The organism is Nonomuraea sp. NPDC049758 (assembly GCF_040674635.1).
Classification (GTDB): Bacteria; Actinomycetota; Actinomycetes; order Streptosporangiales; family Streptosporangiaceae; genus Nonomuraea.
Genome location: NZ_JBFAMZ010000005.1, coordinates 150,654 through 174,224 on the forward strand (window position 1 = coordinate 150,654; position 23,571 = coordinate 174,224).

General features: G+C 72.6%; 24 protein-coding genes. 9 read left to right on the plus strand and 15 right to left on the minus strand.

Annotated features, from left to right (window positions below; genetic code table 11):
- Positions 1 to 5 precede the first annotated feature (5 nt).
- Together AB0J46_RS14990 and AB0J46_RS14995 are read right to left on the minus strand one after the other, a co-directional pair.
- Positions 6 to 1,784, minus strand: a complete 1,779-nt coding sequence (locus tag AB0J46_RS14990) for an ABC transporter ATP-binding protein (protein WP_364331318.1) — start codon at positions 1,782 to 1,784, stop codon at positions 6 to 8.
- Positions 1,781 to 3,583: an ABC transporter ATP-binding protein gene (locus AB0J46_RS14995; RefSeq protein WP_364332232.1), complete on the minus strand. Its 1,803-nt coding sequence runs from the start codon at positions 3,581 to 3,583 to the stop codon at positions 1,781 to 1,783. The genes AB0J46_RS14990 and AB0J46_RS14995 overlap by 4 nt, the downstream gene beginning before the upstream one ends.
- Before the next feature lie 117 nt (positions 3,584 to 3,700).
- Between AB0J46_RS14995 and AB0J46_RS15000 the strand changes: the two genes are divergently transcribed.
- The 3 genes from AB0J46_RS15000 (at position 3,701) to AB0J46_RS15010 (ending at position 6,106) form a co-directional block, all read left to right on the plus strand.
- Positions 3,701 to 4,357, plus strand: a complete 657-nt coding sequence (locus AB0J46_RS15000; protein WP_364331321.1) for a TIGR03085 family metal-binding protein — start codon at positions 3,701 to 3,703, stop codon at positions 4,355 to 4,357.
- A gap of 163 nt (positions 4,358 to 4,520) precedes the next feature.
- A complete protein-coding gene (locus AB0J46_RS15005; RefSeq protein WP_185844438.1) occupies positions 4,521 to 4,682 on the plus strand; it encodes a hypothetical protein in 162 nt (53 codons plus the stop codon).
- Between the two features lie 62 nt (positions 4,683 to 4,744).
- Positions 4,745 to 6,106: a glutamine synthetase family protein gene (locus tag AB0J46_RS15010; protein ID WP_364331324.1), complete on the plus strand. Its 1,362-nt coding sequence runs from the start codon at positions 4,745 to 4,747 to the stop codon at positions 6,104 to 6,106.
- Between the two features lie 58 nt (positions 6,107 to 6,164).
- On the opposite strand, the gene hisF is transcribed toward AB0J46_RS15010, so the two are convergent.
- Genes hisF through hisD form a run of 9 tightly spaced genes read right to left on the minus strand, consistent with a single transcriptional unit; the run spans position 6,165 to position 12,166 of the window.
- On the minus strand, positions 6,165 to 6,926 hold the full coding sequence (hisF, locus tag AB0J46_RS15015; protein WP_364331327.1) for an imidazole glycerol phosphate synthase subunit HisF: 762 nt from the start codon (positions 6,924 to 6,926) through the stop codon (positions 6,165 to 6,167).
- On the minus strand, positions 6,923 to 7,312 hold the full coding sequence (locus AB0J46_RS15020) for a Rid family hydrolase (RefSeq protein ID WP_352326354.1): 390 nt from the start codon (positions 7,310 to 7,312) through the stop codon (positions 6,923 to 6,925). The genes hisF and AB0J46_RS15020 overlap by 4 nt, the downstream gene beginning before the upstream one ends.
- Positions 7,313 to 7,344: 32 nt before the next feature.
- A complete protein-coding gene (gene priA / locus AB0J46_RS15025; RefSeq protein ID WP_352326353.1) occupies positions 7,345 to 8,067 on the minus strand; it encodes a bifunctional 1-(5-phosphoribosyl)-5-((5-phosphoribosylamino)methylideneamino)imidazole-4-carboxamide isomerase/phosphoribosylanthranilate isomerase PriA in 723 nt (240 codons plus the stop codon).
- Positions 8,068 to 8,397 carry a hypothetical protein gene (locus tag AB0J46_RS15030; RefSeq protein ID WP_364331331.1) on the minus strand — a complete coding sequence of 110 codons (330 nt, stop codon included), beginning with the start codon at positions 8,395 to 8,397 and terminating at the stop codon, positions 8,068 to 8,070.
- Positions 8,394 to 9,029 carry an imidazole glycerol phosphate synthase subunit HisH gene (hisH, locus tag AB0J46_RS15035; RefSeq protein ID WP_364331334.1) on the minus strand — a complete coding sequence of 212 codons (636 nt, stop codon included), beginning with the start codon at positions 9,027 to 9,029 and terminating at the stop codon, positions 8,394 to 8,396. The genes AB0J46_RS15030 and hisH overlap by 4 nt, the downstream gene beginning before the upstream one ends.
- On the minus strand, positions 9,026 to 9,181 hold the full coding sequence (locus tag AB0J46_RS15040) for a hypothetical protein (RefSeq protein ID WP_358293892.1): 156 nt from the start codon (positions 9,179 to 9,181) through the stop codon (positions 9,026 to 9,028). Before AB0J46_RS15040 ends, hisH begins: the two co-directional genes overlap by 4 nt.
- A complete protein-coding gene (hisB, locus tag AB0J46_RS15045; protein ID WP_352326348.1) occupies positions 9,178 to 9,771 on the minus strand; it encodes an imidazoleglycerol-phosphate dehydratase HisB in 594 nt (197 codons plus the stop codon). Before hisB ends, AB0J46_RS15040 begins: the two co-directional genes overlap by 4 nt.
- Complete coding sequence (locus AB0J46_RS15050) at positions 9,768 to 10,853, minus strand: histidinol-phosphate transaminase (RefSeq protein WP_364331339.1); 1,086 nt, start codon at positions 10,851 to 10,853, stop codon at positions 9,768 to 9,770. The genes hisB and AB0J46_RS15050 overlap by 4 nt, the downstream gene beginning before the upstream one ends.
- Complete coding sequence (hisD, locus tag AB0J46_RS15055; protein ID WP_364331342.1) at positions 10,850 to 12,166, minus strand: histidinol dehydrogenase; 1,317 nt, start codon at positions 12,164 to 12,166, stop codon at positions 10,850 to 10,852. Before hisD ends, AB0J46_RS15050 begins: the two co-directional genes overlap by 4 nt.
- A 367-nt stretch (positions 12,167 to 12,533) precedes the next feature.
- On the opposite strand from hisD, the gene AB0J46_RS15060 reads away from it, so the two are divergent.
- The 3 genes from AB0J46_RS15060 to AB0J46_RS15070 all read left to right on the plus strand — a co-directional run bounded on the left by AB0J46_RS15060 (position 12,534) and on the right by AB0J46_RS15070 (position 15,492).
- Complete coding sequence (locus AB0J46_RS15060) at positions 12,534 to 12,728, plus strand: hypothetical protein (RefSeq protein ID WP_352358385.1); 195 nt, start codon at positions 12,534 to 12,536, stop codon at positions 12,726 to 12,728.
- 48 nt (positions 12,729 to 12,776) lie between these two features.
- On the plus strand, positions 12,777 to 13,778 hold the full coding sequence (gene ligD, locus AB0J46_RS15065; protein ID WP_352358387.1) for a non-homologous end-joining DNA ligase: 1,002 nt from the start codon (positions 12,777 to 12,779) through the stop codon (positions 13,776 to 13,778).
- Between the two features lie 91 nt (positions 13,779 to 13,869).
- On the plus strand, positions 13,870 to 15,492 hold the full coding sequence (locus AB0J46_RS15070; protein ID WP_364331346.1) for a trypsin-like peptidase domain-containing protein: 1,623 nt from the start codon (positions 13,870 to 13,872) through the stop codon (positions 15,490 to 15,492).
- Here the strand turns inward: AB0J46_RS15070 and AB0J46_RS15075 are convergent.
- The gene (locus tag AB0J46_RS15075) at positions 15,489 to 16,610 is read right to left on the minus strand and encodes an MFS transporter (protein ID WP_364331349.1); all 1,122 of its coding nucleotides are present in this window, start codon (positions 16,608 to 16,610) and stop codon (positions 15,489 to 15,491) included. The genes AB0J46_RS15070 and AB0J46_RS15075 overlap by 4 nt on opposite strands.
- A 55-nt stretch (positions 16,611 to 16,665) precedes the next feature.
- On the opposite strand from AB0J46_RS15075, the gene AB0J46_RS15080 reads away from it, so the two are divergent.
- Positions 16,666 to 17,403 carry a helix-turn-helix transcriptional regulator gene (locus tag AB0J46_RS15080; RefSeq protein ID WP_364331352.1) on the plus strand — a complete coding sequence of 246 codons (738 nt, stop codon included), beginning with the start codon at positions 16,666 to 16,668 and terminating at the stop codon, positions 17,401 to 17,403.
- Between the two features lie 62 nt (positions 17,404 to 17,465).
- The gene (gene ybaK, locus AB0J46_RS15085; RefSeq protein WP_364332235.1) at positions 17,466 to 17,921 is read left to right on the plus strand and encodes a Cys-tRNA(Pro) deacylase; all 456 of its coding nucleotides are present in this window, start codon (positions 17,466 to 17,468) and stop codon (positions 17,919 to 17,921) included.
- A 16-nt stretch (positions 17,922 to 17,937) separates the two neighbouring features.
- On the opposite strand, the gene AB0J46_RS15090 is transcribed toward ybaK, so the two are convergent.
- Both AB0J46_RS15090 and murA read right to left on the minus strand, forming a co-directional pair.
- Positions 17,938 to 20,163 (minus strand): transglycosylase domain-containing protein, encoded by a 2,226-nt coding sequence (locus AB0J46_RS15090; RefSeq protein WP_364331355.1) that lies wholly within the window; start codon positions 20,161 to 20,163, stop codon positions 17,938 to 17,940.
- 52 nt (positions 20,164 to 20,215) lie between these two features.
- Positions 20,216 to 21,526 carry a UDP-N-acetylglucosamine 1-carboxyvinyltransferase gene (gene murA / locus AB0J46_RS15095; RefSeq protein ID WP_358293905.1) on the minus strand — a complete coding sequence of 437 codons (1,311 nt, stop codon included), beginning with the start codon at positions 21,524 to 21,526 and terminating at the stop codon, positions 20,216 to 20,218.
- A gap of 63 nt (positions 21,527 to 21,589) precedes the next feature.
- Between murA and AB0J46_RS15100 the strand changes: the two genes are divergently transcribed.
- Positions 21,590 to 22,102 (plus strand): hypothetical protein, encoded by a 513-nt coding sequence (locus AB0J46_RS15100; RefSeq protein ID WP_364331359.1) that lies wholly within the window; start codon positions 21,590 to 21,592, stop codon positions 22,100 to 22,102.
- On the opposite strand, the gene AB0J46_RS15105 is transcribed toward AB0J46_RS15100, so the two are convergent.
- Positions 22,099 to 23,469, minus strand: a complete 1,371-nt coding sequence (locus tag AB0J46_RS15105) for an amidase (RefSeq protein WP_364331362.1) — start codon at positions 23,467 to 23,469, stop codon at positions 22,099 to 22,101. The genes AB0J46_RS15100 and AB0J46_RS15105 overlap by 4 nt on opposite strands.
- Positions 23,470 to 23,571: the final 102 nt, after the last annotated feature.

A 23,571-nucleotide genomic window follows, 5' to 3' on the forward strand; every position in this document is an offset into this window, starting at 1 on the left:
CGCGCTCAGGAGTGCGCCGCCGAGACCCAGGAGGCGTGCAGATCGGCGTAGACGCCGGGCTGGGTGACCAGCTCGGCGTGCGGGCCGCGCTGCACCAGGCGGCCGGCGTCGAACACCAGCACCTCGTCGGCGTTCTCCGCCGTCGAGAGCCGGTGGGCGATCGAGACGGCCGTGCGGCCCCTGGTGACGCCCTCCAGCGCGCGGGCCAGGCGCACCTCGGTGGCCGGGTCGACGGCCGAGGTGGCCTCGTCCAGCAGCAGCAGGTCGGGGTCGGCGAGGTAGGCGCGGGCCAGGGCGACGAGCTGGCGCTCGCCCGCCGACAGCGACTCCCCGCGCTGGCCGACGGGCGTGTCCAGGCCCGCGGGCAGGCCCTCGACCCAGTCGGCCAGGCCCAGCTCGGTCATCGCGAGCTGGATCTCCTCGCGGGTGGCCGGCGGCCTGCCGTACCGGACGTTGTCCTCCAGGGTGCCGTCGAACAGGAAGCCGTCCTGGGGGACCATGACGATGCGTTCGCGCAGGGAGGAGAAGCGCACGTCGCGCAGGTCGTGGCCGTCCACCGTGACGCGGCCGCCGACCGGGTCCATGAGCCGGGTCAGCAGTTTGGCGAACGTGGTCTTGCCCGACCCGGTCTCGCCGACGACGGCGACGCGCGAGCGCGGCGGGATCTCCAGCGAGATCTCGCGCAGCACGGGCGGGCCGCCCGGGTAGGAGAAGTGCACGTTCTCGAAGGCCACCGAGATCGGGCCCCTGGGCAGCCGCACGCCCTTCTCGCCGGGGTCGGCGACGTCCGGCGGGGTGTCCAGGACGCCCAGGATGCGGCGGTAGCCGGCCACCGCGTTCTGGGCCTCGTTCAGCACCTCGGTGGCGGTCTGCAGCGGCGAGACGAACAGCGTGACCAGGAAGAGGAAGGCCACCAGCTTGCCCGCGGTGATGTCGCCGGACACGCCGAGCCGGACGCCGAGCAGCACGATCCCGGCGATGGCCAGCGCGGCGACGATCTCGGTCAGCGGGAAGACGAAGCCGACGATGGTCTGCGCCTTGATCTGCGCGGTCCTGTTGGCGTCCACGGCCTTGTCGATGCGGTCCGCGGTACGCCGCTCGGAGGCGTAGGCCCTGATGACGGCGGCGCCGACGACGGACTCGCTGACCGCGGCGAGCATGTCGCCGGTCCGCTCGCGCACGGTCGTGTACGCCCGCGACAACAGCCGCTGGAACCGCGGCAGCGCGATCATCAGCGGCACGAAGCACACCCACACCAGCAGCGTGAGCTGCCAGGAGTAGACCAGCATGAGCACGCTGGCCACGAAGAGCTGGCCGAACGCCACGATGATCATCAGCCCGCCCCACTGCATGAACGTGCTGATCTGGTCGATGTCGTTGGTGACCCGCGAGACCAGCGCGCCGCGCCGCTCGCTGTTCTGGGTGAGCACCGACAGGTCGTGCACGTGCCGGAACCCGCGCACCCGCAGGCTGGCCAGCGAGGACTCGGTGGCCTTGTACAGGCGCACGTTCATGATGTAGCCGGCCAGCGCGGTCAGCAGCACGGCCGCGGCGCACACCAGGACGGCCCGGGTGATGTACGGCAGGTCCGGCGTGCCGCTCTTGATGCCGGTGTCGATCGTCTGCTGCACCGCGATCGGCACGATGATCTTGCCGATGGTCGCCACGACGGCCAGCCCGAGGGTGCCGGCCAGCCCCTTGCGGAACTCGGGGGTGAGCGACAGGCCGTGCCAGATGGTGGCCAGCGCCGACCGCTCGACGTTGCCCTGGAGCGCCTCGCTCATGCGCTGACCTCTTCCTCTTCCTCTTCGGCGTCCGGGGCCGGCGACAGGTCGATGGCGGCCCGTTCGGCCTCCTCGCGCTCGTAGGCGGTCACCAGGTTGCGGTATCCGGGACAGCGCACGAGCAGCTCCTCGTGGGTCCCGCGGTCCTCGACCCGGCCGTGGTCGAGGTAGACCACCTCGTCGGCCAGGGCGATGGTGGCCATCCGGTAGGCGACGACCACGACGGTCGTGGCCTCCGCGGTGTCCCGCAGCCCGTGCAGGATCTTGGCCTCGACCTGGGGGTCCACGCTGGAGGTGGCGTCGTCGAGGATGAGCAGGCGCGGGCGGCGGACCACCGCGCGGGCCAGCGCGATGCGCTGGCGCTGGCCGCCGGACAGCGACGCGCCGCGCTCGCCGACGCGGGTGTCGAGCCCGTCGCCCAGGCGGCCGACGAAGCCGTCGGCCTGGGCCAGGCGCAGCGCCGCCCACACGTCCTCGTCGCCGGCGTCCAGGCCGAGCGCGACGTTGCCGCGTACGGTGTCGTCGAACAGGAACGTCTGCTGCGGCACCAGCGCGGCCGAGCCGGCGATGGCGCCGTAGGGCAGGTCGCGCACGTCGACGCCGTCGAGCAGCACCTGCCCGGAGCCGGGGTCGACGAGCCGGACCAGCAGCTGGACCAGCGTCGACTTGCCCGACCCGGTCGGCCCCACCAGGGCCACGGTCCGGCCGGGCGGCACGTCGAAGGTGACGTCGTGCAGCACCTCGGCCTGGTCGTAGGCGTAGGACACGCCGGCCACCTTCAGCTCGGCGGGCCCGGACGAGGCCACGGACGTGTCGCCGTAGTCCATGGAGCCCTCGGCGTCGAGCACGGCCTGCACCCGCTGCCAGCCGACGACGCTGCGCGGCAGCTCGGCCAGCACCCAGCCCAGCGCCCTGATCGGGAAGGCCAGCAGCGTGAACAGGTAGGCGACCTGCACCAGGTCGCCGGAGTCGATCGAGCCGGTGGACAGGCGCAGCGCGCCGACCCCCAGCACGGCGAGCACGCCGATCGTGGGCAGCGCCTCCAGCATGGGGTCGAACAGCCCGCGCACCCGGCCGACGGCGATGTTGGCGTCGCGCAGCTCGTGGGCGCGGCGGCGGAAGCGGTCGGTCTCCAGCTCCTCGCGGCCGAGGGTCTTGATGACCAGCGCGCCGTCGAAGCTCTCGTGCGCGATCTCGCTCACCTCGGCGCGCAGCTGCTGGGCGCGGGTGGCCAGGGGGCTGAGCCTGCGCTGGTAGACCAGGTTCAGCACGGCGATGGCCGGGAAGATCAGGAAGCCCACCAGCGCGAGCACGAGGTCGGTGAACAGCATGGCGACGGCCGCGGTGAACAGCATGACCAGCACGCCGACGGCCATCGGCAGCGGCGCGAGCGGCGCCCAGGCGGCCTCGGCGTCGGCGCTGGCGTTGGACAGCAGCTGCCCGGTCGGGTGCCGGTGGTGCCAGGACAGTGGCAGCCGCAGGTACTGCTTGGTCACGTCCCTGCGTGACCTGGCCTGCATGCGGTACTGCACGACGCCGGCCAGGATGCGCCGCCCCGCCACGCCGATCGCCTTGAGCAGCGCGGTGCCGATGATCAGCAGCGCGCCGGTCCACATGGCGCCGGTGGAGGTCCGGCCCTGGTCGAAGGCGGGCAGCACCACGTTCTGCGTCGCCCAGCCCAGTGCCCAGGCCGAGGCGACGGTCATGCCGCCGTAGACCGCGCTGGCCAGCGCGGCCATCGCGAACACGGCTCTCTCCGTGCGAATGGCCACCCCAAGGACCCGCAGTCCTTGACGCATGACGGCCGAGGTGACCTTGCTCGCCACTCGATATTTTTCCCTTCAAACGTCGATATTTCTATCTATGTCCCTATCACGGCCGGTCGTCTCCTTATTCCCACAGGTAGGCTTGATCGGGTGACTCACGCTCGTGGCGAACGCACCGCGCTCTGCGACCTGTTCGACCGGCTCGGCCCCGACGCGCCCACGTTGTGCGCGGGGTGGACCACCTACGACCTGGCCGCCCACCTCGTGCTGCGCGAGCGCCGGCCGGACGCCATGGGCGGCATCGGGATCAGCGCGCTGGCGGGCTACACCGCCTCGGTCCAGAACGGCCTGAAGGCCCGGCACCCCTACCCCGAGCTGGTGGGCATCGTGCGCCGGCCGGGCGGCGTCTACGGGCTGCTGCCCTTCCTGGACAAGGCGGTCAACACGCTGGAGTTCTTCGTCCACCACGAGGACGTGCGCCGCGCGCAGCCCGGATGGGAGCCGCGCGAGCTGCCGGCCGACCTCGACGAGCTCATCTGGAAGCGGGTGTCGGCGGGCGCCCGGATCATGCTGCGCCGCTCGCCGGTGCGCCTGGTGCTGCGCCGCACAGGAGGCGGGACGGCAGGCGGGGCGGCAGGCGGCGGGGTGGCGCTCGGCGGGGCTCGGGAAGGCGCCAAGGTTCAGGTCACCGGCACGGCCCAGGAGCTGCTGCTGTTCTGCTTCGGCCGGCAGGAGCACGCCCGGGTGGAGCTGACCGGCGACGACGCGGCGGTGAGCCGGGCAACCGAAGCCCGGCTCGGATTCTGACCGAAACCCTCGGCCCAGAAACCCCTCGTCTTAAACCTCCAGCCCGTACGATGGCACAGGAAAGAAGCCCCCCGGTTAGGATCTTGGACATCTTCACAGAAGATGACCGTGATCGCCCAGATCCGGGTATATACGGCTGGGAATGGACTGCAGGAGGCCCCCCATGCAGGTCAAGAAGGTGGCTACGTACGTTCTGGTGGCGTTCGTGGTCTTCTACCTGTTCACCCGGCCGGCCCAGGCGGCGGCCGCGGTCAACGGCGTGTTTGACGGAATTGTCCAAGGAGCCAACCAATTGGCGGTCTTCTTTACGAATGTTCTGACCTGATGTTCGCGTTCTGTCCGCGCTAGGTGCTTCCACGCGCTGACAGATCGTGTTACGCAGGCAGGATGAGAGATCGCCCCAGCGGCAACAAGATCAATCAGCTCGATCCGCAGGCCCGGCGCGTCCTCGAACGGGCAGAGCTTGAGGGCATCGAGCTGATCCGTTTCCTGTACGCCGACCACGGTGGCGTGGTCCGTGGCAAGGCGGCGTCCCGGTCCCGGTTGGCCGAACGGCTCAACTCGGGCATCGGGCACACGGTGGCCATGATGGCGATGAACATGCTCGACCAGCTTCAGGAGGTCGAGCACCTGGGTCCGGTGGGCGAGGTTCGCATTGTCCCCGACCCGGCCACGTTCGTCCCGTTGCCCCATGCACCGGGCGCCGCCGCGATGCTGTCGGACCTGCGGCGGCCCGACGGCTCACCGTGGGAGGCCTGCGCCCGCACGTTCCTCAAGGACGCCGTCGCGGAGCTGGCCGCCGACGGCTACCGGATCGAGGCGGCCTTCGAGCCCGAGTTCACGCTCGGCCGCCGCCTGCCCGACGTCAATGGCGGCCCCGACCGGCTGGTGCCGCTCGACGACTCTCTCTGCTACGCCGGCACGGGCTTCGACACCGCGCACGACTACACGATCAGGCTCATCCGCGCGCTGGAGACCCAGGGCCTGCGCGTCGAGCACTACCACCCCGAGCTCGGCCCCGGCCAGCAGGAGCTGTCGGTGCACCACGCGCCCCCGCTGCGCGCCGCCGACAACCACGTGCTCTACCGGGAGACCGTGCGCGGCGTGGCGATGCGCATGTCGATGTGGGCCTCGCTGGCCCCCAAGCCCCTGGCCGACCAGGCCGGCAACGGCGCCCACCTGCACCTGTCGCTGTGGCGCGACACCCGGAACCTGTTCGCCGAGGACGGCCAGGAACGCGCGCACTTCATCGGCGGCCTGATCGCCCACCTGCCCGGCCTGACCGCCCTGACCTGCGGCAGCGTCAACAGCTTCCGCCGGCTCTCACCTCGCACGTGGTCCAGCGCGTACGCGGTCTACGGCCCCGACAACCGGGAGGCGGCCGTGCGCGTGTGCTCGCCGCTGGGCGAGAGCGGCGAGCCGAACCTGGAGCTGAAGCCGTCGGACTCCTCGGCCAACCCGTACCTGTCGCTCGGCGCGGTCATCCACGCGGGGCTCGACGGCATCCGCCGCAAGCTCGACCCGGGCGAGGCCGTGGACATCGATCCCGACACCGTGCCGGACCGCTATCCCCGCCTGCCCGGCTCCCTGGAGGAGGCGCTCGACGCGCTGGAGGCCGACGAGGTGCTCATGGAGGCGCTCGGGCCGTTGCGGCGCAGCGCGTACCTGGCGGTCAAACGTTCGGAGGCGGCCGCGTTCGCCGCCAAGGACGCCTCCTACGAGCTCTTCCACCACATGCGGGTGTTCTGACCGCCTGCCGGCCCCGCGCGGGCGGGGCCGGCAGGCGGGCTCAGCGGACCAAGTGGCCTCAGCGGACCGGGTGGCCCGCCATCCGCAGCGTCTCCTTGACGTCGCCGATCTTCAGCGTGCCGAAGTGGAACACGCTGGCGGCCAGCACGGCGTCGGCCCCGGCCTCGATCGCCGGCGGGAAGTCCTCCAGCCGGCCGGCGCCGCCGCTGGCGATCACCGGCACCCGCACCGCCGCGCGCACCGCGTGCAGCAGCTCCAGGTCGTAGCCGTCGAGGGTGCCGTCGCCGTCCATGGAGTTGAGCAGGATCTCGCCGACGCCCAGCTCCTCGCCGCGCGCCGACCACTCCACCGCGTCGATGCCGGCGCCGCGCCGGCCGCCGTGGGTGGTCACCTCGAACCCGCTGGGCATGCCCGGCGCCCGGCGGGCGTCGACCGACAGCACCACGCACTGCGCGCCGAACCGCCGCGACGCCTCGGTCAGCAACTCGGGCCTGGCGATGGCCGCGGTGTTCAGGGACACCTTGTCGGCCCCCGCCCGCAGCAGCCGGTTGACGTCGTCGACCGCGCGCACGCCGCCGCCCACGGTGAGCGGGATGAACACCTGCTCGGCGGTCCTGCGCACCACGTCGAGCATGGTCTCCCGCTCGCCCGACGAGGCGGTGATGTCGAGGAAGGTCAGCTCGTCGGCGCCCTCCTCGTCGTAGCGCCTGGCCAGCTCGACCGGATCTCCCGCGTCGCGCATGTTCTCGAACTTGACGCCCTTGACGACCCGCCCGGCGTCGACGTCGAGACAGGGGATCACTCTTACCGCTACGGTCATGCTCGCAGTGCCTCGATTTCGATCTCGACCAGCATTCGAGGGTCGACCAGCCCGGCGACCCTCACTCCTGTGCAGGCGGGCCGCACGTGCCCGAAGACTTCGTAGATGGCCCGGCCGACGAGGTCGAAGTGGCGCTGCTCCACCACGTAGTAGCGGACCATGACGACGTCCTCGCGGGTCAGGCCGCCGACCTCGACGGCGTCCAGCGCGATGTCGATGGCGGTCAGGCTCTGCCGGTAGGCGTCGCCGACGTGGCGCACCTCGCCGTCGATCGTGGCCGTGCACCCGGAGACGATCACGCGCTCGCCCACGACCACCGCGCGGGCGTACCCGTACTTCTCCTCCCAGATGCCGCCCGAGAACACCCTCGGACCGGTGCTTTCCATGCTGACGCTCATTCCGCCCCCTCCCGGCGAAGCTAAACGCGTACCGCGGCCAGCGCGTCCTCAAGAGTGAACGCGTGAGCGTACAGGGCCCTGCCCACGATGGCTCCCTCCACTCCGTCCGGGACGAGAGAAGCCAGTGCCACCAGGTCGTCAAGACTGGACACGCCGCCACTGGCGATCACGGGCTTGTCGGTGTGTGCGCAGATCCGCCGGTAGAGGTCGAGGTTGGGCCCCTGCAGCATGCCGTCCTTGGTCACGTCGGTGACGACGTAGCGGGGGCAGCCGTCGGCCTCCAGGCGGTCGAGCACCTCCCACAGGTCGCCGCCCTCCTTCGTCCAGCCGCGGGCGGCCAGCGTGGTGCCGCGCACGTCGAGGCCCACCGCGATCCGGTCGCCGTGCTCGGCGATGATCTTCCGGCACCAGTCGGGGTTCTCCAGGGCGGCGGTGCCGATGTTGACCCGGCGGCAGCCGGTGGCCAGGGCGGCGGCCAGCGACTCGTCGTCGCGGATGCCGCCGGACAGCTCCACCTTGACGTCGAGCTTGCCGATCACCTCGCTGATCAGCTCCTTGTTGGAGCCCCTGCCGAACGCGGCGTCGAGGTCGACCAGATGGATCCACTCGGCGCCCGCCTCCTGCCAGGCCAGCGCCGCGGCGAGCGGCTCGCCGAAGCCGGTCTCGGTCCCGGCCTCACCCTGGACGAGGCGTACGGCCTGGCCATCGGCGACGTCCACGGCGGGAAGCAATACGAGCGACATTCAGGTCCTCCGGTCGAAAGCGAGGGTCACGACAACAGGTGCGAGCAGCAGGGAGAAGACGAACACGGCGAGGCTCACCGCGGGCGAGCCCCAGACCAGCCACACGATCGCCTGCACGATCAGGAAGCCGAGCGCCACCGCGACGTTCTGGGCGCGATGGCGGCGGGCGATCAGGCCGCCCTGCCGGGCGAACCTGACCGGGCGCGGGATCAGACGGGCGGTCAGGGCGCGGCGCCGGGCGCGCCGTGCCTGCCGCTCCTCGTTGAGCCGGATCGCGCGCGCCCGCTCGGCCTCCCGCTCGGCCCGCCGGCGCGCCCGCTCCTTGCTCATACCGTCTCTAGCCAGTTCCTCAGCAGGGCGGCTCCGGCGTCGCCGGACTTCTCCGGGTGGAACTGGGTGGCCATGAGCGGGCCGTTCTCGGCGGCGGCCACGAACGGCACGCCGTGCTCGGCCCAGGTCACCACGGGCGCGGCGAAACCGGGGTCGGCCGGCTGCAGCTCCCACTCGCGCACGCCGTAGGAGTGCACGAAGTAGAAGCGGGTGTCGGCGTCGAGCCCGGCGAACAGCACGCTGTCAGCGGGCGCCTTGACCGTGTTCCACCCCATGTGCGGCAGCACGGGCGCCTCCAGCCGCTCGACCGTGCCCGGCCACTCGCCGCAGCCCTCGGTCTCGACGCCGTGCTCGACGCCCCGCGCGAACAGGATCTGCATGCCGACGCAGATGCCCAGCACCGGACGCCCGCCGGCCAGGCGGCGGCCGATGACCCGGTCGCCGTGCACGCCCTTGAGCCCGGCCATGCAGGCCGCGAACGCGCCGACGCCCGGCACGACCAGCCCGTCGGCATTGAGCGCCGCGTCGAAGTCGGCGGTCACGGTGACGTCCGCGCCCACCCTGGCCAGGGCCCGCTCGGCCGAGCGCAGGTTGCCCGAGCCGTAGTCGAGCACCACGATGTTCTTGCTCACCACCACAACACCCCCGCCGTGATCGCCATCGCCGCGCCGAGCGCGCAGACCGCGGCGCCCACCTTGAGACCCTGCTTGGCCAGCGAGAACACGCCGCCGCCGAGGAACAGCCCGAGGAACACCATGACGCCCGCGATGAGGTTGTCGGTCACAGCACACCCTTGGTGCTCGGCACGCCCGAGGCGCGCGGGTCGAGCTCGGACGCCTCGCGCATCGCCCTGGCCAGCGCCTTGAACTGGGCCTCGACGATGTGATGGGCGTTGCGCCCGTACGGCACGTGCACGTGCAGGCAGATGGCCGCCTGGGCCACCAGGGACTCCAGGATGTGCCGGGTCATCGTCGTGTCGTAGTCGGGGCCGATCATCGGGGCCATGCCCGCGGGCTCGGTGTGCACGAGGTACGGCCGCCCGGACAGGTCGACCGTGACCTGGGCCAGCGACTCGTCCAGCGGGCACGACGCGCTGCCGAACCGCCGGATGCCGGACTTGTCGCCCAGCGCCTGGCGGAAGGCCGCGCCCAGCGCCAGCGCAGTGTCCTCGATCGTGTGGTGGGAGTCGATGTGCAGGTCGCCCTCGGTCTTGACGGTCAGGTCGAACAGACCGTGCTTGCCGAGCTGGGCCAGCATGTGGTCGAAGAAGCCCACCCCGGTCGAGACGTCGACCAGGCCGGTGCCGTCGAGGCCCACCTCGACCAGGACCGAGGTCTCCTTCGTTGCCCGCTCCACGCGCCCTACGCGACTCACAGAACCTCCTCCATCGCGGCGCGGAAGGCCGCCATCTCCTCGCCGGTGCCGATCGACACACGCAGCCATTCTGGCGGGCCCACCTCGCGGATGAGCACACCGCGTGCCAGCAGCCCCTCCCACACCTCGCGCCGGTCGGGGAACCGTCCGAACAGCACGAAGTTGGCGTCGGAGTCGGCCACCGACAGCCCCTTGCCGCGCAGCCAGGCGACCGTGGCGTCGCGCTCGGCGCGCAGCGCGTCGACCGTGCCGAGCAGCTCGGCGCGGTGGCGCAGCGCGACCCGCGCGGCCGTCTGGGTGAGCGTGGACAGGTGGTACGGCAGCCGCACCAGCAGCAGCGCCTGCACCACGGCCGGGTGCGCGGCCAGGTAGCCGAGGCGGGTGCCGGCCATGGCGAACGCCTTGGACATCGTGCGGGTGACGATCAGCCTCGGGTGCCGCGGCAGCAGCGTGAGCGCCGACGGAGTGCCCTGGCGGGCGAACTCGGCGTAGGCCTCGTCGATCACCACCACGCCCGGCGCGGCGGCCAGCACGGCCTCGATCGTCGACAGCGGCTGCGCGGTGCCGGTCGGGTTGTTGGGCGAGGCCAGGAAGACGATGTCGGGCCGGTGCTCCTCGATCGCCGCGACGGCCTTGCCGGGGTCGAGGGAGAAGTCGTCCTCGCGGACGGCGCTGATCCACTCGGTGCTGGTGCCGGTGGTGAGGATCGGGTGCATCGAGTACGACGGCTCGAACCCGATGGCGGTGCGCCCGTGGCCGCCGAAGGCCTGCAGGATCTGCTGGAGCACCTCGTTGGAGCCGTTGGCCGCCCACACCTGCTCGGGGCTCAGCCCGTGGCCCAGGTAGGCGGCCAGGTCGGCGCGCAGCCCGGTGGCGTCGCGGTCGGGGTAGCGGTTGAGCTCGCCCGCGTTCGCGGCGACGGCCTGCGCCAGGTCGGCGACCAGCGCGGGCGAGGGCGGATAGGGGTTCTCGTTGGTGTTGAGCCGGACCGGCACGTCGATCTGCGGCGCGCCGTAGGGCGAGCGGCCCTTCAGGTCGTCGCGGATCGGCAGGTCGTCGAGGGTCACATCGGCGGGGTTCACTCTGACTCCGTGGGGACTCGCCAGTCGAAGCGGGCGCGGATCGCGGCGCCGTGCGCCGGCAGGTCTTCGGCGTCGGCCAGCACCGACACATGAGCCGCCGCGCCGGCCAGCGCCTCGCGGGTGTAGTCCACGACGTGGATGCCGCGCAGGAACGACTGCACGGAAAGGCCGCTGGAGTGGCAGGCGCAGCCGCCGGTGGGCAGCACGTGGTTGGACCCGGCGAGGTAGTCGCCGAGCGAGACCGGCGCGTAGGGGCCGACGAAGATCGCCCCGGCGTTGCGGATCCGGGCCGCGACCTCGGCCGCGCCGGCGGTGTGGATCTCCAGGTGCTCGGCCGCGTACGCGTCGACGACCTTGATGCCGTCGTCGATCGAGGAGACCAGCACGATGCCCGACTGCCGGCCGCCCAGCGCCTCGGTGATGCGCTCGGAGTGGCGGGTGGCCGAGACCTGGCCCGGCAGCTCCTTCTCGACCGCCTCGGCCAGCTCAAGGCTGGTGGTGACCAGGACGGCGGCGGCGATCGTGTCGTGCTCGGCCTGGCTGATCAGGTCGGCGGCGACGTGCACCGGGTCGGCGGTCTCGTCGGCCAGGATGGCGATCTCGGTGGGGCCGGCCTCGGAGTCGATGCCGATGCGGCCCTTGAGCAGGCGCTTGGCGGCGGCGACCCAGATGTTGCCGGGGCCGGTCACCATGGTCGCGGGCGGGCACTCCTCGGTGCCGTAGGCGAACATGGCCACGGCCTGCGCCCCGCCCACGGAGTAGACCTCGTCGACGCCGAGCAGCGCGCACGCGGCCAGGATGGTGGGGTGGGGCAGCCCGCCGAACTCCTTCTGGGCCGGGCTGGTGACGGCCAGCGAGGCGACGCCCGCCTCCTGGGCCGGGACGACGTTCATGACCACGCTGGAGGGATAGACGGCACGGCCGCCGGGCACGTAGAGGCCCACGCGATCGACCGGCACCCAGCGCTCGGTCACCGTGCCGCCGGGCACGACCTGCGTGGTGACGTCGGAGCGGCGCTGGTCGCGGTGGACCAGCCGGGCCCGCCTGATCGACTCCTCCAGCGCGGCCCTGACCCGGGGGTCGAGCTCGTCGAGCGCCCGCCGGACGACGTCGACGGGGACGCGGGCGGAGGCGATCTCGACACCGTCGAACCTGGCGGTCAGCTCCCGTACGGCTGCCGCCCCGCGATGGCGCACGTCGTCGCAGATGGGCCGCACCTTCTCCAGGGCGGCCTCGACGTCGAGCTCGGCGCGGGGCAGCACGTCGCGCAGGTCCGCAGGAAGGGAACCGCGCATGTCAATACGGGAAATCACCCTGACAGTCTACGGAGTCCGGACCCCGGATCCGCTTCTGTCCAGAATGCGGGACGCAGGCCGGACGCGTTACGGGGGCCGCGAGCGCGGCGTTCGCCGACACCGCGCTCGCGGCCGCCGGAGCCCCGGACCGGGCCAAGCCGGGGCCGAGTGGCCGTGGCCGCCACGGGGGCGCGGTCACGGCCGGGGGAATGGCCTGGCCCCCTTCTGCCCGGCCCGGCAGGCGTCTAACACCCTGCGGCAAAGAAAACTCTCGGTGAGTTAAAAATAACCTTGAGGCTGTTTGCCCCGCTCGGCGCGGCGTAGGCGGTTCGTAACGCCTTTCGCATTACATGTCCATTATGTCCACTCGCCTACCCTGGGCGGCATGGGACAGTGGCGAGCCCCCGGCGGCATCCTGGTGGAGGCGATCATCCTCGATGATCGTCCACTGCTGCGCGTCTCCCACCGCGTCAACGGCCGGACGTACCTGCGCGGCTACTGCAAGACGGTGTCCGAACTGGACGAACACGGTGTGGACCTCGGCGAACTGGTGGAAGACACCCCGCTTGACCATTTGTAGACCCCGGCCCGCCACTGTCGAGCAACCCCCCGGGGTACGGCATGATCCATGGTGGGGCTGCCGGCCTACGCGCCGATGATGGCCCAGCTGGGCACCCTGACCTCCGTCCAGGGCGAGGGCTGGGCCGTGGAGATGAAGTGGGACGGCGTACGCGCACTCGCCTACGTCGAGGGCGGCTCGGTCCGCCTGATGTCCCGTAACAACAAGGACATCACCCCCGCCTACCCCGAGCTGCAGCTCATGGCCGGCTCCACCGGCCGGCACGCGGCCGTGATCGACGGCGAGATCGTCGCCTTCGACGAGACCGGACGCCCCAGCTTCGCCGCCCTCCAGCCCCGCATGCACCAGCGCAACCCCGCCACCGTCGCCGAGCTCACCCGGGCGGTGCCGGTGACGTTCATGGCCTTCGACATCCTGCACCTCGACGCCGACAGCGTGATCGGCCGCCCCTACCGCGAGCGCCGCGAGCTGCTGGAGGACACCCTGCGCCCCGGCTTCCGCTGGGAGGTGCCCGTGTGGTTCGCCGACCACGCCGACCGCGCCTTCGACTCCTCCCGCCAGCTCGGGCTCGAAGGCATCGTCTGCAAGCGGCTCGGCTCCCCCTACCGGCCCGGCCGGCGCAGCGGCGAATGGACCAAGGTCAAGAACGTCAGCGCCGCCGAGGTCGTCATCGGCGGCTGGCACCCCGGCGGCGGACGAAGGTCCGGCATGATCGGCTCGCTGCTGCTCGGCGCCTACGACCCGCGCGGCCGCCTGCTCTACGTCGGGCACGTCGGCACCGGCTTCACCCAGCAGATGCTGCGCGACCTCCAGGACCTCCTCACGCCCCTGGAACGCCCCGGCCCGCCCTTCGACGAGCCCGTCCCGCGCGAGCACGCCCGCCACGCGCACTGGGTCGAGCCCCGCGTCGTCGGCGAGGTCCAGTACGCCGAGGTCACCGGCGACGGCCGCCTGCGCCACCCCTCCTGGCGCGGCCTGCGCCCCGACCGCGAACCCGGCGAGGCGAGCACCGCCGAGTTCCTCGCCCCGGGGGACGCCGCGGCGGGCTGACCGGGCGCGACACGTCCCGTTGCGTCACGTTAAGCGATGAAGTCATGACTTACAGTGATCGAAATCGCTTCGGACCGCCCAAGGGGACATCGTGTCGAAGACCCTGGTCACCACGCTGGCCGCGCTCGCCGGCGTCTCACTCGCCACCGCACTCACCACCGCGCCCGCCACGGCCCTCGTCACCGCGCCCGCCACCGCCGAACCGCCGCCGCTCAAGGCCTCCGCCGCACAGCGCCCCGCCCAGAGGCCCGCACAGCGCCCTGCCCAGAGCCCTCAGAGCCCTGCCCAGAGCCCTGTGCAGAGCCGGGACCGCAGTCCGGGCGCCGCGTCGTCGCCGCTCATGCGCCCGGGACGCGCCGCCCGCTACTGGACGCCCGGCAAACAGGCCAAGGCCAAGGCCCTCGCCCTCCCCCCCAGCACGACCGGCCACGACACGGCCGCCCAGAGCGCCGCCGACCACAGCGCCGCTCAGAACAGCGCGGCCCAGAACAGCGCGGCCGAGCGGCGCAGCGTGCCCGGCGCCAAACGGCTCACCCCCGGTGGCGACGCCAACGGCTACGCCCCCGTGCGCCGGCCGTACACCGCCGACGGCAACAGCCGCGCCACCGGACGCCTGTTCTTCGTCAACGCCACCGGCCGCGACGACTCCTGCAGCGCCTCCGTCGTCCGCTCGGCCAGCAGGCTGCTGGTCATCACGGCCGCCCACTGCGTCTACAGCAGCCCCGACGGCTCCGCGTCCGGCACCTGGCACACCAACTTCGCCTTCGTCCCCGCCTACGACGGCCGCGCCGCCACCGCAGCGCAGCGCGAGCCGTACGGCAGATGGGGCGGACGGCGCGCCTGGAAGCCCGACGCCTACACCGGACGCACCGGCGGCGACTGGAACTCCGTCTACGACGTCGCGCTCGTCGAGGTCGGCGGCCGGAAGCGCACCCTGCAGGACACCGTCGGCGCCTTCACCCCCCTGCGCAACGAGGGCGGCCGCTTCACCATCGCCACCACCGGCTACCCCGGCGTGCTCGGCCGCCGCCCCTACGACGGCCGCGACCAGCTCTGGTGCCTCGGCCGCACCCAGCAGGCCCGCGGCGAGAACACCACCGGCGACATGCTCGCCGCCCGGCTGGCCGGCACCGGCGACCCGGCCGGACGGATGGAGACCTACAACTGCCACCTGGCCAAGGGCCACAGCGGCGGGCCATGGGTCGTCCGCGGCAGCGACGACCTGGTCGGCGTGCTGTCGGCGGGCAAGGAGGACGGCGAGCCCGACGGCAACTCCGTCGCCACCGCGCTCAACGCGGAGGGCTACGGCGCGATCGTCGGCCAGGCCGACCCCAAAGGCGTCTACGACTCCCTCTCCCTCGACGCCGCCGGTCCCGGCGCGCCCGTCCGCCGCGGCGGCACCGCCACCGTCACCGCGACCGTCACCATGCGCGGGCTCATGGCCGCCGCCCAGGTGCCCGTCACCCTCACGCTCCCGACCGGCGCCACCCTGACCTCCGTCGACGGCGCCACCTGCCGCCACGGCGACCACCGGGCCGAATGCGTGATCGACGTCATCCACCCCGGCCGGCCGGTCCGCATCTCCGCCAAGCTCTCCGTCGGCCGCGACGCGGACGCCGCCCTGCCGGTCACCATGCACGTCACCTCCACCCGCCTCGACCCCGCCCAGCGCGACAACTCCGCCGTCCTGCGCCTGCGCACCGCCACCGGCTAGGCAGCGTCCAGCGCCGGCTCCCGCAACGTCCGCGCCAGCAGCCAGGCCAGCACCGGGAAGACGATCAGGCAGGCCAGCGCCGTCCGGAGCGAGGCGGCCTCGGCCACCGCGCCCACCAGCGGGCTGGTCAGGCCGCCCACGCTCACCGCCAGCCCCAGCGTGACGCCGCTCGCCGTGCCCACCCGGTTCGGCAGGAGATCCTGGCCCAGGGTCACATGCAGGGAGAACGGGACGTACAGGGCGACCGACGACGCGGCGACGAAGACGTAGACCAGCGGGCCCGGCGCCAGCACCACCCCGGCCACCGCGGGCACCGCCGCCGCGTACGCCGCCCGCATCGCCGGCACCCTCCCCCACCGGGCCGCCAGCCGGCCGCCCAGCACCGTGCCCGCCGCCCCGCCCGCGAACAGCACGAACAACGCCACCGCGCCCGCCGCGCCGCCGCCCACGTACAGGGCCACGAACGCGCTCAGACCGACGTACACCACCGACCGGAAGACGATCACCGACGTCAGCCGGGCGAACCCCGGCCAGTCGTCACGCCCCGCCGCCCGCATCGCCGGACGCGCCCCGCCCCGGCCGCCCGCCAGGGCCCGCACCGCCGGAAGCGTCAGCACCGCCCCCAGCACCGCCGGCCCGGCCAGCAACGGCGAGGCCCCCAGCCCCCACGCCGACAGCAGCGGCGTCACCAGCACCGGCGCCGCGGCGAACCCCAGCGTCCCGCCCAAGGAGAACCAGCTCATCCGCACGTGACCGCCCTCGCTGGCGATCCTGGCCAGCCGCGCCGACTCCGGATGGTAGGCCGCCACCCCCAGCCCCGACACCGCCGCCGCGAGCCACGTCACCGCGTACGACCCTGTCACCCCGGCGGCCGCCACGCCCGCCCCCGCCACCACCATGGCCGACGGGATCAGCCACGGCATCCGCCACCGGTCCGTCAGCAGCCCGAAGACCGGTTGCACGACCGACGACGACAACGTGGCCGCCAGCACGATCCCCGACACCGCCACATAGCCGTACCCCCGCCCGGACACCAGGAACGGCACCAACGCGGGCACCGCGCCCTGGTAGAAGTCCACGCACGCGTGCCCAGCCGCCAGCGACCGGATCCTGTTCACGCCACCGATGATGTCCCCGGCCCGACCTGGCCTGCTTCCGATAAAATGCCAATCTATGCCGAATATCCGCCACACCCCCGTGGCGCCCACCGGCCGCCGCCCCCTGGCCCCCGGCACGGGCATCGACGCCCACCGGCACGACACCCACCAGATCGCCTACGCCTGCGCCGGCATGCTCTCCGTCACCACCGACGCCGGCACCTGGGTCGCCCCCGCCAACCGCGCCATCTGGGTGCCCGCCGGCACCGTGCACGAACACCGCGCCCACGGCAGCACCGACCTGCGCCTGGTCGGGCTCACCGACAATCCGCTCGACCTCGGCCGGCCCGCCGTGCTCGCCGTCGGCCCGCTGCTGCGCGAGCTCGTCATGGCCTACACCGACGACGACGCCCCCGTGGGCGAGGAGCGCGAACGGCTGCTCGCCGTCCTGCTCGACCGGCTCAGGCGGGCCCCCGAGCAGCCCTTCCACGTGCCCGCCGCGCGCGACCCGCGCCTGGCCGCCGTCTGCGCCGCCCTGCACGACGACCCCGCCGACGGGCGCACCCTGGCCACCCTCGCCGCCCTGGCGGGCACCAGCGAGCGCACGCTCGCCCGGCTGTGCCGCCGCGAGCTCGGCATGAGCTTCCCTCAGTGGCGCACCCAGCTCCGCCTGCACCAGGCGCTGCTGCTGCTGGCCGACGGCCTGCCGGTGACCGTGGTCGCCCATCGCTGCGGCTGGGCCTCGGCCAGCGCGTTCATCGACGTCTTCCGGCGGGCGCTCGGGTACACGCCGGGCCGCGCCTTTACAATGTAGATTCGCTACACTTGTCAGACGTGAGCAAAACGAAAGGCAAGGGCGGCGGCACCCCGGCCACCATGGCGCTGACCAAGGCCAAGGCCGACTTCACGCTCCACCCCTACGACCACGACCCGAGCGCCCAGGCCTACGGCGAGGAGGCCGCCGACGCGCTCGGCGTGCCCTACGACCGCATCTTCAAGACGCTGGTCGCCGAGACCGAGAGCGGCCTCGCGGTGGCGGTCGTGCCGGTGTCGGGCAAGCTCGACCTCAAGGCCCTGGCCTCGGCGCTGGGCGGCAAGCGGGCCGCCATGGCCGAGGCGGCCAAGGTCGAGCGGGTGACCGGCTACGTGGTGGGCGGCATCAGCCCGCTCGGCCAGCGCAAGCAGCTTCCCACCGTGGTCGACTCCTCGGCGCTCGACCACGAGACGATCTACTTCTCGGCCGGCCGGCGCGGGCTCCAGATCGAGACCGCCCCCGACAACCTGGTCACCCTCACCCGCGCGGTCACCGCCCCCATCGGCAAGGCGGGCTGAGCGTCCCGGCGGGCGGCTACCGGGAGCGGTGGCGCGGCCGGCGGAACGACGGGTCGGGCGGGCCCTGCCCGAGCAGCCACTCGAACAGCCGCCGGTGATGCCGGAAGAACGCGCGCTCGCCCTGCCGCCGGTTCTTCTTCTTGTCCTGCTCCTGCGCCTCGGCCTCCTTCAGGCCGGGCGTGAACCCGCCGCCGAACCGGCCCATGTCCGGCCCGGGGAAGCCTCTCGGCTCGGTGTGGTCCAGGGCCTGCTGCATCGACTCGACCCAGATCGGGCCGGGCAGCGACGCCCCCTGCACGGCGCCGTAGTACTGGTCGCCGATCTGCACGCCCTGCAGCGGGTAGCGGTAGGAGCCCCGGATGTCGCCGAGGCTCACCGCCGCCGCCAGGTCCGGCGTGTACCCGGCGAACCAGGCCGAGGTGTAGCCGTTGTTGGTGCCGGTCTTGCCGGCCGCCGGGCGGCCGATGCTCTGCCCCTGCATGGTGCCCTTGTCGAACACCCCGGACAGCACGTGGTTGACGGCGTCGGCGACCGGCCGTTCCATGACCTGCTCGCAGGACGGCGGAACGTGCGCGCGCCGGCCGCTCCGGTCGGTGATCTCCACGATCGCCAGCGGCCGGCAGTGCAAGCCGCGCGCCGCGAACGTGGCGAAGGCCCCCGCGACCGTCACCGGGTCCATCTCGTTGACGCCCAGTGTGAACGTCGGCACCTCGCGCAGCGGCCGGCCGTCGGCCCGCACCGCCCCGAGGGCCCTGGCCGTCTTGACCACGTTGCAGAGCCCGACCTTGCGCTCCAGCATCATGTAGAAGATGTTCACCGACTTCCAGGTGCCGGTCTCGATGCTGTGCGGGCCGCCCGAGCCCTCGCCGCTGGCGTTGAGTATGCGCGTGCCGGGGTCGTTGACCGGCCGGCCGGCGCAGTTGCGGTAGCCCTGCGCGGGCACCAGCTCCCCCGGCGTCTGGAAGCCGTCGCCGAACCGCCAGCCCTGCTGCAACGCCGTGGCCAGGGTGAAGACCTTGAACGTCGAGCCCGCCTGGAAGCCCTGGCCGCCGCCGTGCGCCACGTCGGCGGGCAGGTTGAAGGTGGTCCTCGGGCCGTTCTTCTTGTTGCCGCGGTTGCGGCCGAACTCCTTGCTGGCCGCCATCGCCCTGATCCGGCCGGTGCCGGGCTCGACCATGGCCTCCGCGGCGACCTCGGTGTCCTCCGGCGAGACGTGCCGCCGGATCGCGTGCTCGGCCGCGCGCTGCGCGACCGGGTCCAGGCCGGTCCTGATCACCAGGCCGCCCCTCGCCATCCTGGCCCGCCGTTCGGCCGGGGTGTTGCCGAACGCCGGGTTCGACAACATCTCGTTCTGGACGTACAGGCAGTAGTACGGGTACGCGCTCTGCCCGCAGCCGCCCGGCTCGGGCTTCAGTCGCAGGGCCAGCGGCGTGCTCTTGGCGGCGCTCGCCTGGGCCTGCGTGATGAGCTTGAGCCCGGCCATCCGGTCCAGCACGAGGTCGCGCCGCTCCTTCAGCCGCGCCTGGTGCGAGCGGCCCAGCGAGGGGTCGGTCGAGTACGGCATCCGCACCGCCCCCGCCAGCGTGGCCGCCTGGGTCAGCGTCAGCTTGGAGGCGGTGGTGGAGAAGAAGCGCCGGGCCGCCGCCTCCACGCCGTGGGCGCCCGCGCCGAAGTAGGCGATGTTGAGGTAGCGCTCAAGGATCTCGTCCTTGCGGTACTTGTGTTCCAGGGCCATCGCGTACCGCAGTTCGGTGATCTTGCGGGCCAGGTTGGGGGCGCGCGCCTTGTCCCGTTCGGCATCGGTGCGAGCGCTCTCGACCAGGATGTTCTTGACGAGTTGCTGCGTCAGCGACGAGCCGCCCTGCCGGATGCCGCCCGCCTGCGTGTTGGTGAGCAACGCCCGCAACGTGCCCCGGACGTCGAGGCCGCCGTGCTCGTAGAAGCGGGCGTCCTCGATGGCCACGATGGCCTTGCGCATCAGGGGCGCCACGGCCCCGAGCGGCACGGCCGTCCTGTTGGCCTCGTAGAACTGGGCGAACTGCCTGCCGTCCTTGTCCAGCAGCCTGGTCACCTGCGCCAGGGGCTCCTCGCGGGGCGCGGGCGGCAGGTCGACGAAGGTGTCGGCGACGTTCTTGGCGGCCAGGCCGCCGCCGCTCACCACGGGAACGGCCAGTGCCGCCGCCAGCACCCCGCCGAGCGCCCCCGCCATGGCGAGGCCACCGATGGATCTGAGTACGGTCACGCAGATGATCTGCAACCAGCAGATCATCGGCAAACGCCCACTTCCCCGGTCTTTACCGTTCTCTTCGGATGTTCAGACCAAGCGAGGCGAACTGCTCGTACGGCCGGTGGTAGCCCCGCTCGATGTGGTGCACGCCGCGCAGCGTGGACGTCCCGTCGGCCACCGCCGCGGCCAGCACGGCCGAGAACCCGGCCCTGATGTCGGGCAGCGTCACGTCGGCGCCCCTGAGCTTGGAGACGCCGCGCACCACGGCCGAGTGCCGGGCGTTGGTGTCGTGGTAGCGGCAGGCCGGCCCGCCCAGGCACTGGTCGAACACCTCGATCTCGCAGCCCATCCGCTGCAGCGCGGGCACGTAGACCAGGCGGTTCTCGAAGACCGTCTCGTGCAGCACCGACATGCCCTGGCTCTGCGTGAACAGCACCATGAGCGGCGTCTGCCAGTCGGTCATGAAGCCGGGGTGGGTGTCGGTCTGCACGGCCGCCGAGCGCAGCCCCTCGGGCGGGGCGGTGGCGCACAGGTACTCGTCGTTGATGTCGAACCGGGCGCCCATCCTGGCCAGCGTGGTGATCGCGGTGACCAGGCGGTCCTGGGGGCAGCCGTGCACGCGCACCTCTCCCCCGGTGATCAGCCCGGCCGCCAGGTAGGAGAACGCCTCGATGCGGTCGCCGGTCAGCCAGGTGGAGGCGCCGCGCAGGTGGTCGACGCCCTCGATGACGATCCGGCGGTCGGGCGACAGCTCGATCCGGGCGCCCATGCGCTGCAGGAACAGCGCCAGCTCCACCACCTCGGGCTCCATGGCGGCGTTCTTCAGCACGGTCTTGCCCTCGGCCAGCACCGCCGACATGAGGATCGTCTCCGTCGCCCCCACGCTGGGGTACGGCAGTTCGAGCCGGGCCCCGTTGAGCCGCTTGGCCTTGGCCGAGATGCCGGTGTCGCCCACCTCCACCTCGGCCCCCATCGAGCGCAACGCCTCCACGTGGAAGTTCACCGGCCGCCGCCCGATCGGGTCGCCGCCGACCAGCGGCACGAACGCCTCCCCCGCCAGGTGCAGCAACGGCCCGAGCATGAGGATGGGGATGCGGTTGAGCCCGGTGAACGCGTCGGGCACCCGCGGCCTGATCTCCGCCCCGCGCTCGATGCGGATCTCGGAACCGGCGATCTCGACGTGGATCCCGAGCGCCTCCAGCATCGCCGCGGTGATGCCCACCTCGCCCACGTCGGGGGCGTTGTGGATGCTGCTCTCGCCGTTGCCCAGCATGGCGGCGACCATGTGCTTGGACACACCGTTCTTGGAGCCCCGTACGACGACGTCCCCGCGGAGGGGGCCGGAGGGCTCGATCAGCCAGACCTCTTCTGCAATCACGAAGCGAGCCTAACCGGGAGATACCATCGAGCTGGTTCGGATGCAGTTGTGAGGGGGAATGGCGTGACGAGGGAAGTACGCGCTTTTGCGGTAACTGTCCTCATACTCGCCACTCTCGGGGTCGCCGCCGGGCTGAGCTGGTCCGCGATCTCGCCGCGGGCTCCCTACCAGGTGACCGAGCACGGCCTGGTGCTGGCCGACCTCACCACGCAGGCGCTGATCGCGGCCGACGGCTGGTTCGCGGTGATCACGGGCGCGCTGGGGCTGCTCTGCGGCGGTCTGGCGTGGTTCGCCGGGCGACGCTGGATGCTGGCGGTGCTGCTCGGGCTGTGCGCGGGCGGGGTGGCGGGCAGCTTCCTGACGTTGTGGGCCGGGTCCACGTTCACGGTCGGCGCGGTGGTGGTGGAGGCCGCGGCCGAGCCCGGGGTGCGGATCGTCCCCGGGGCGCTGAAGCTGACCGCCGAGGGGGTGCTGGTGGCCTGGCCGCTGCTCGCGGTCGGCCTGTTCGGGCTGCTGGAGGGCATGCACGGCTACCGCGAGTCGCCGTTGCGGCACCCGTACGGCATCGAGCCCTAGACCGGCGGGCGGCGCAGGCCGTGGCCGGTGGCCTGCTCGAACGCGCGGGCCACGCGCAGCACCCGGGCGTCGGCGAACGGCCGCCCGACGATCTGCACCCCGATCGGCAGCCCCTCGGGCGTGAACCCGGCCGGCACCGAGGCCGCCGGCGCGTGCAGCACGCTGATCCAGTACGCCGAACGCATCCAGGCCAGGTAGTCGGGCAGCCGCTCGCCGTTGATCTCGCTCACGTGCGGCTGCTCCACCGGGAACGGCGGCACCTGGCTGACCGGCGCGATCAGCACGTCGTAGGTGTCGAAGAAGCCGGCCATGCGCTGGTAGAGGCCGCTGCGCAGCCGTTCGGCGCGGGCCAGGTCGGCGCCGGTGACCGTGCGTCCCCGCTCGACGTTCCAGCTCGTGTTGGGGCCGAGGCCGGTCAGGTCGCCGAAGGACAGGGCGTAGTACCAGGCGCGGTAGATCCGGAAGGCGTCCTCGGCGTCCGACAGGTCGAGCGCGACCTGCTCCACGTGCGCCCCCAGCTCCTCGAACACGGCCGGCGCCGTCGCGGTCACCGCGGCCGTGCGCGGGTCGACCGGCAGCCCGCCCAGGTCGGGGCTCCACGCCACCCGCAGCCCGCGCACCCCCTGCTCGGGCTCGGGCGAGAAGTCCTCCTTGATCGCGAACGGCGAGCGGGGGTCGAACCCGGCGACGGCCCCGAGCATCAGCGTGAGGTCGTCGACCGTGCGCGCCATCGGCCCCGGCACCGCCAGCGTGTACCAGGCGGCCGTGTCGGAGGGGTCGGGGACGCGCCCCGGCGTGGGGCGCAGGCCCACGACGTTGCAGAACGAGGCGGGGTTGCGCAGCGAGCCGCCCATGTCCGAGCCGTCGGCCAGCGGGACCATGCCGGTGGCCAGGGCCGCCGCGGCCCCGCCGCTGCTGCCGCCGGCCGACCTGACCAGGTCGTAGGGGTTCCTGGTGGCGCCGAACACCTCGTTGACGGTGTGCGAGCCGGTGCCGAACTCGGGCGTGTTGGTCTTGCCGATCGTGATCGCCCCGGCGGCGCGCAGGCGGCGCACGATCAGGTCGTCCTTGTCGGGGACGTTCCGCGCGAACAGCGGCGAACCGTACGTGGTGCGGATGCCCGCGGTGTCCACCAGGTCCTTGTGGGCGACCGGGACGCCGTGCAGCGGCCCCTCGGGCTCGGCCGCGTCGGCCGCCCTGGCCGCCTCCAGCGCCCGCTCGGCCACCAGCGTCACGATGGCGTTGACCTGGGGGTTGACCTGCTCGATGCGGTCGAGGTGGGCCTGGAGCAGCTCCACGGCGCTCACCTGCCCGGCCCTGATCAGGCGGGCCATCTCGGTCGCGGTCAGGTAGTGCAGTTCGCTCACCCTGCGATCCTGCCCCACCCGCGCGCCGGGACACGACGGCGACCTTTGCCCACCTCCCCCGCCCGCCTTGGCACCCGCCCACAAACCGGCCGGGGAGGCTCC

Excerpts from the sequence above, each read along its gene's own strand:
- AB0J46_RS14990 (WP_364331318.1), bottom strand. The coding sequence starts at position 1,784 with ATGAGCGAGGCGCTCCAGGGCAACGTCGAGCGGTCGGCGCTGGCCACC.
- AB0J46_RS14995 (WP_364332232.1), bottom strand. The coding sequence starts at position 3,583 with ATGCGTCAAGGACTGCGGGTCCTTGGGGTGGCCATTCGCACGGAGAGA.
- AB0J46_RS15005 (WP_185844438.1), top strand. The coding sequence starts at position 4,521 with ATGCAGGTCAAGAAGGTGGCTACGTACGTTCTGGTGGCGTTCGTGGTC.
- AB0J46_RS15010 (WP_364331324.1), top strand. The coding sequence starts at position 4,745 with ATGAGAGATCGCCCCAGCGGCAACAAGATCAATCAGCTCGATCCGCAG.
- hisF (WP_364331327.1), bottom strand. The coding sequence starts at position 6,926 with ATGACCGTAGCGGTAAGAGTGATCCCCTGTCTCGACGTCGACGCCGGG.
- AB0J46_RS15020 (WP_352326354.1), bottom strand. The coding sequence starts at position 7,312 with ATGGAAAGCACCGGTCCGAGGGTGTTCTCGGGCGGCATCTGGGAGGAG.
- priA (WP_352326353.1), bottom strand. The coding sequence starts at position 8,067 with ATGTCGCTCGTATTGCTTCCCGCCGTGGACGTCGCCGATGGCCAGGCC.
- AB0J46_RS15030 (WP_364331331.1), bottom strand. The coding sequence starts at position 8,397 with ATGAGCAAGGAGCGGGCGCGCCGGCGGGCCGAGCGGGAGGCCGAGCGG.
- AB0J46_RS15060 (WP_352358385.1), top strand. The coding sequence starts at position 12,534 with ATGGGACAGTGGCGAGCCCCCGGCGGCATCCTGGTGGAGGCGATCATC.
- ligD (WP_352358387.1), top strand. The coding sequence starts at position 12,777 with ATGGTGGGGCTGCCGGCCTACGCGCCGATGATGGCCCAGCTGGGCACC.
- AB0J46_RS15080 (WP_364331352.1), top strand. The coding sequence starts at position 16,666 with ATGCCGAATATCCGCCACACCCCCGTGGCGCCCACCGGCCGCCGCCCC.
- ybaK (WP_364332235.1), top strand. The coding sequence starts at position 17,466 with ATGGCGCTGACCAAGGCCAAGGCCGACTTCACGCTCCACCCCTACGAC.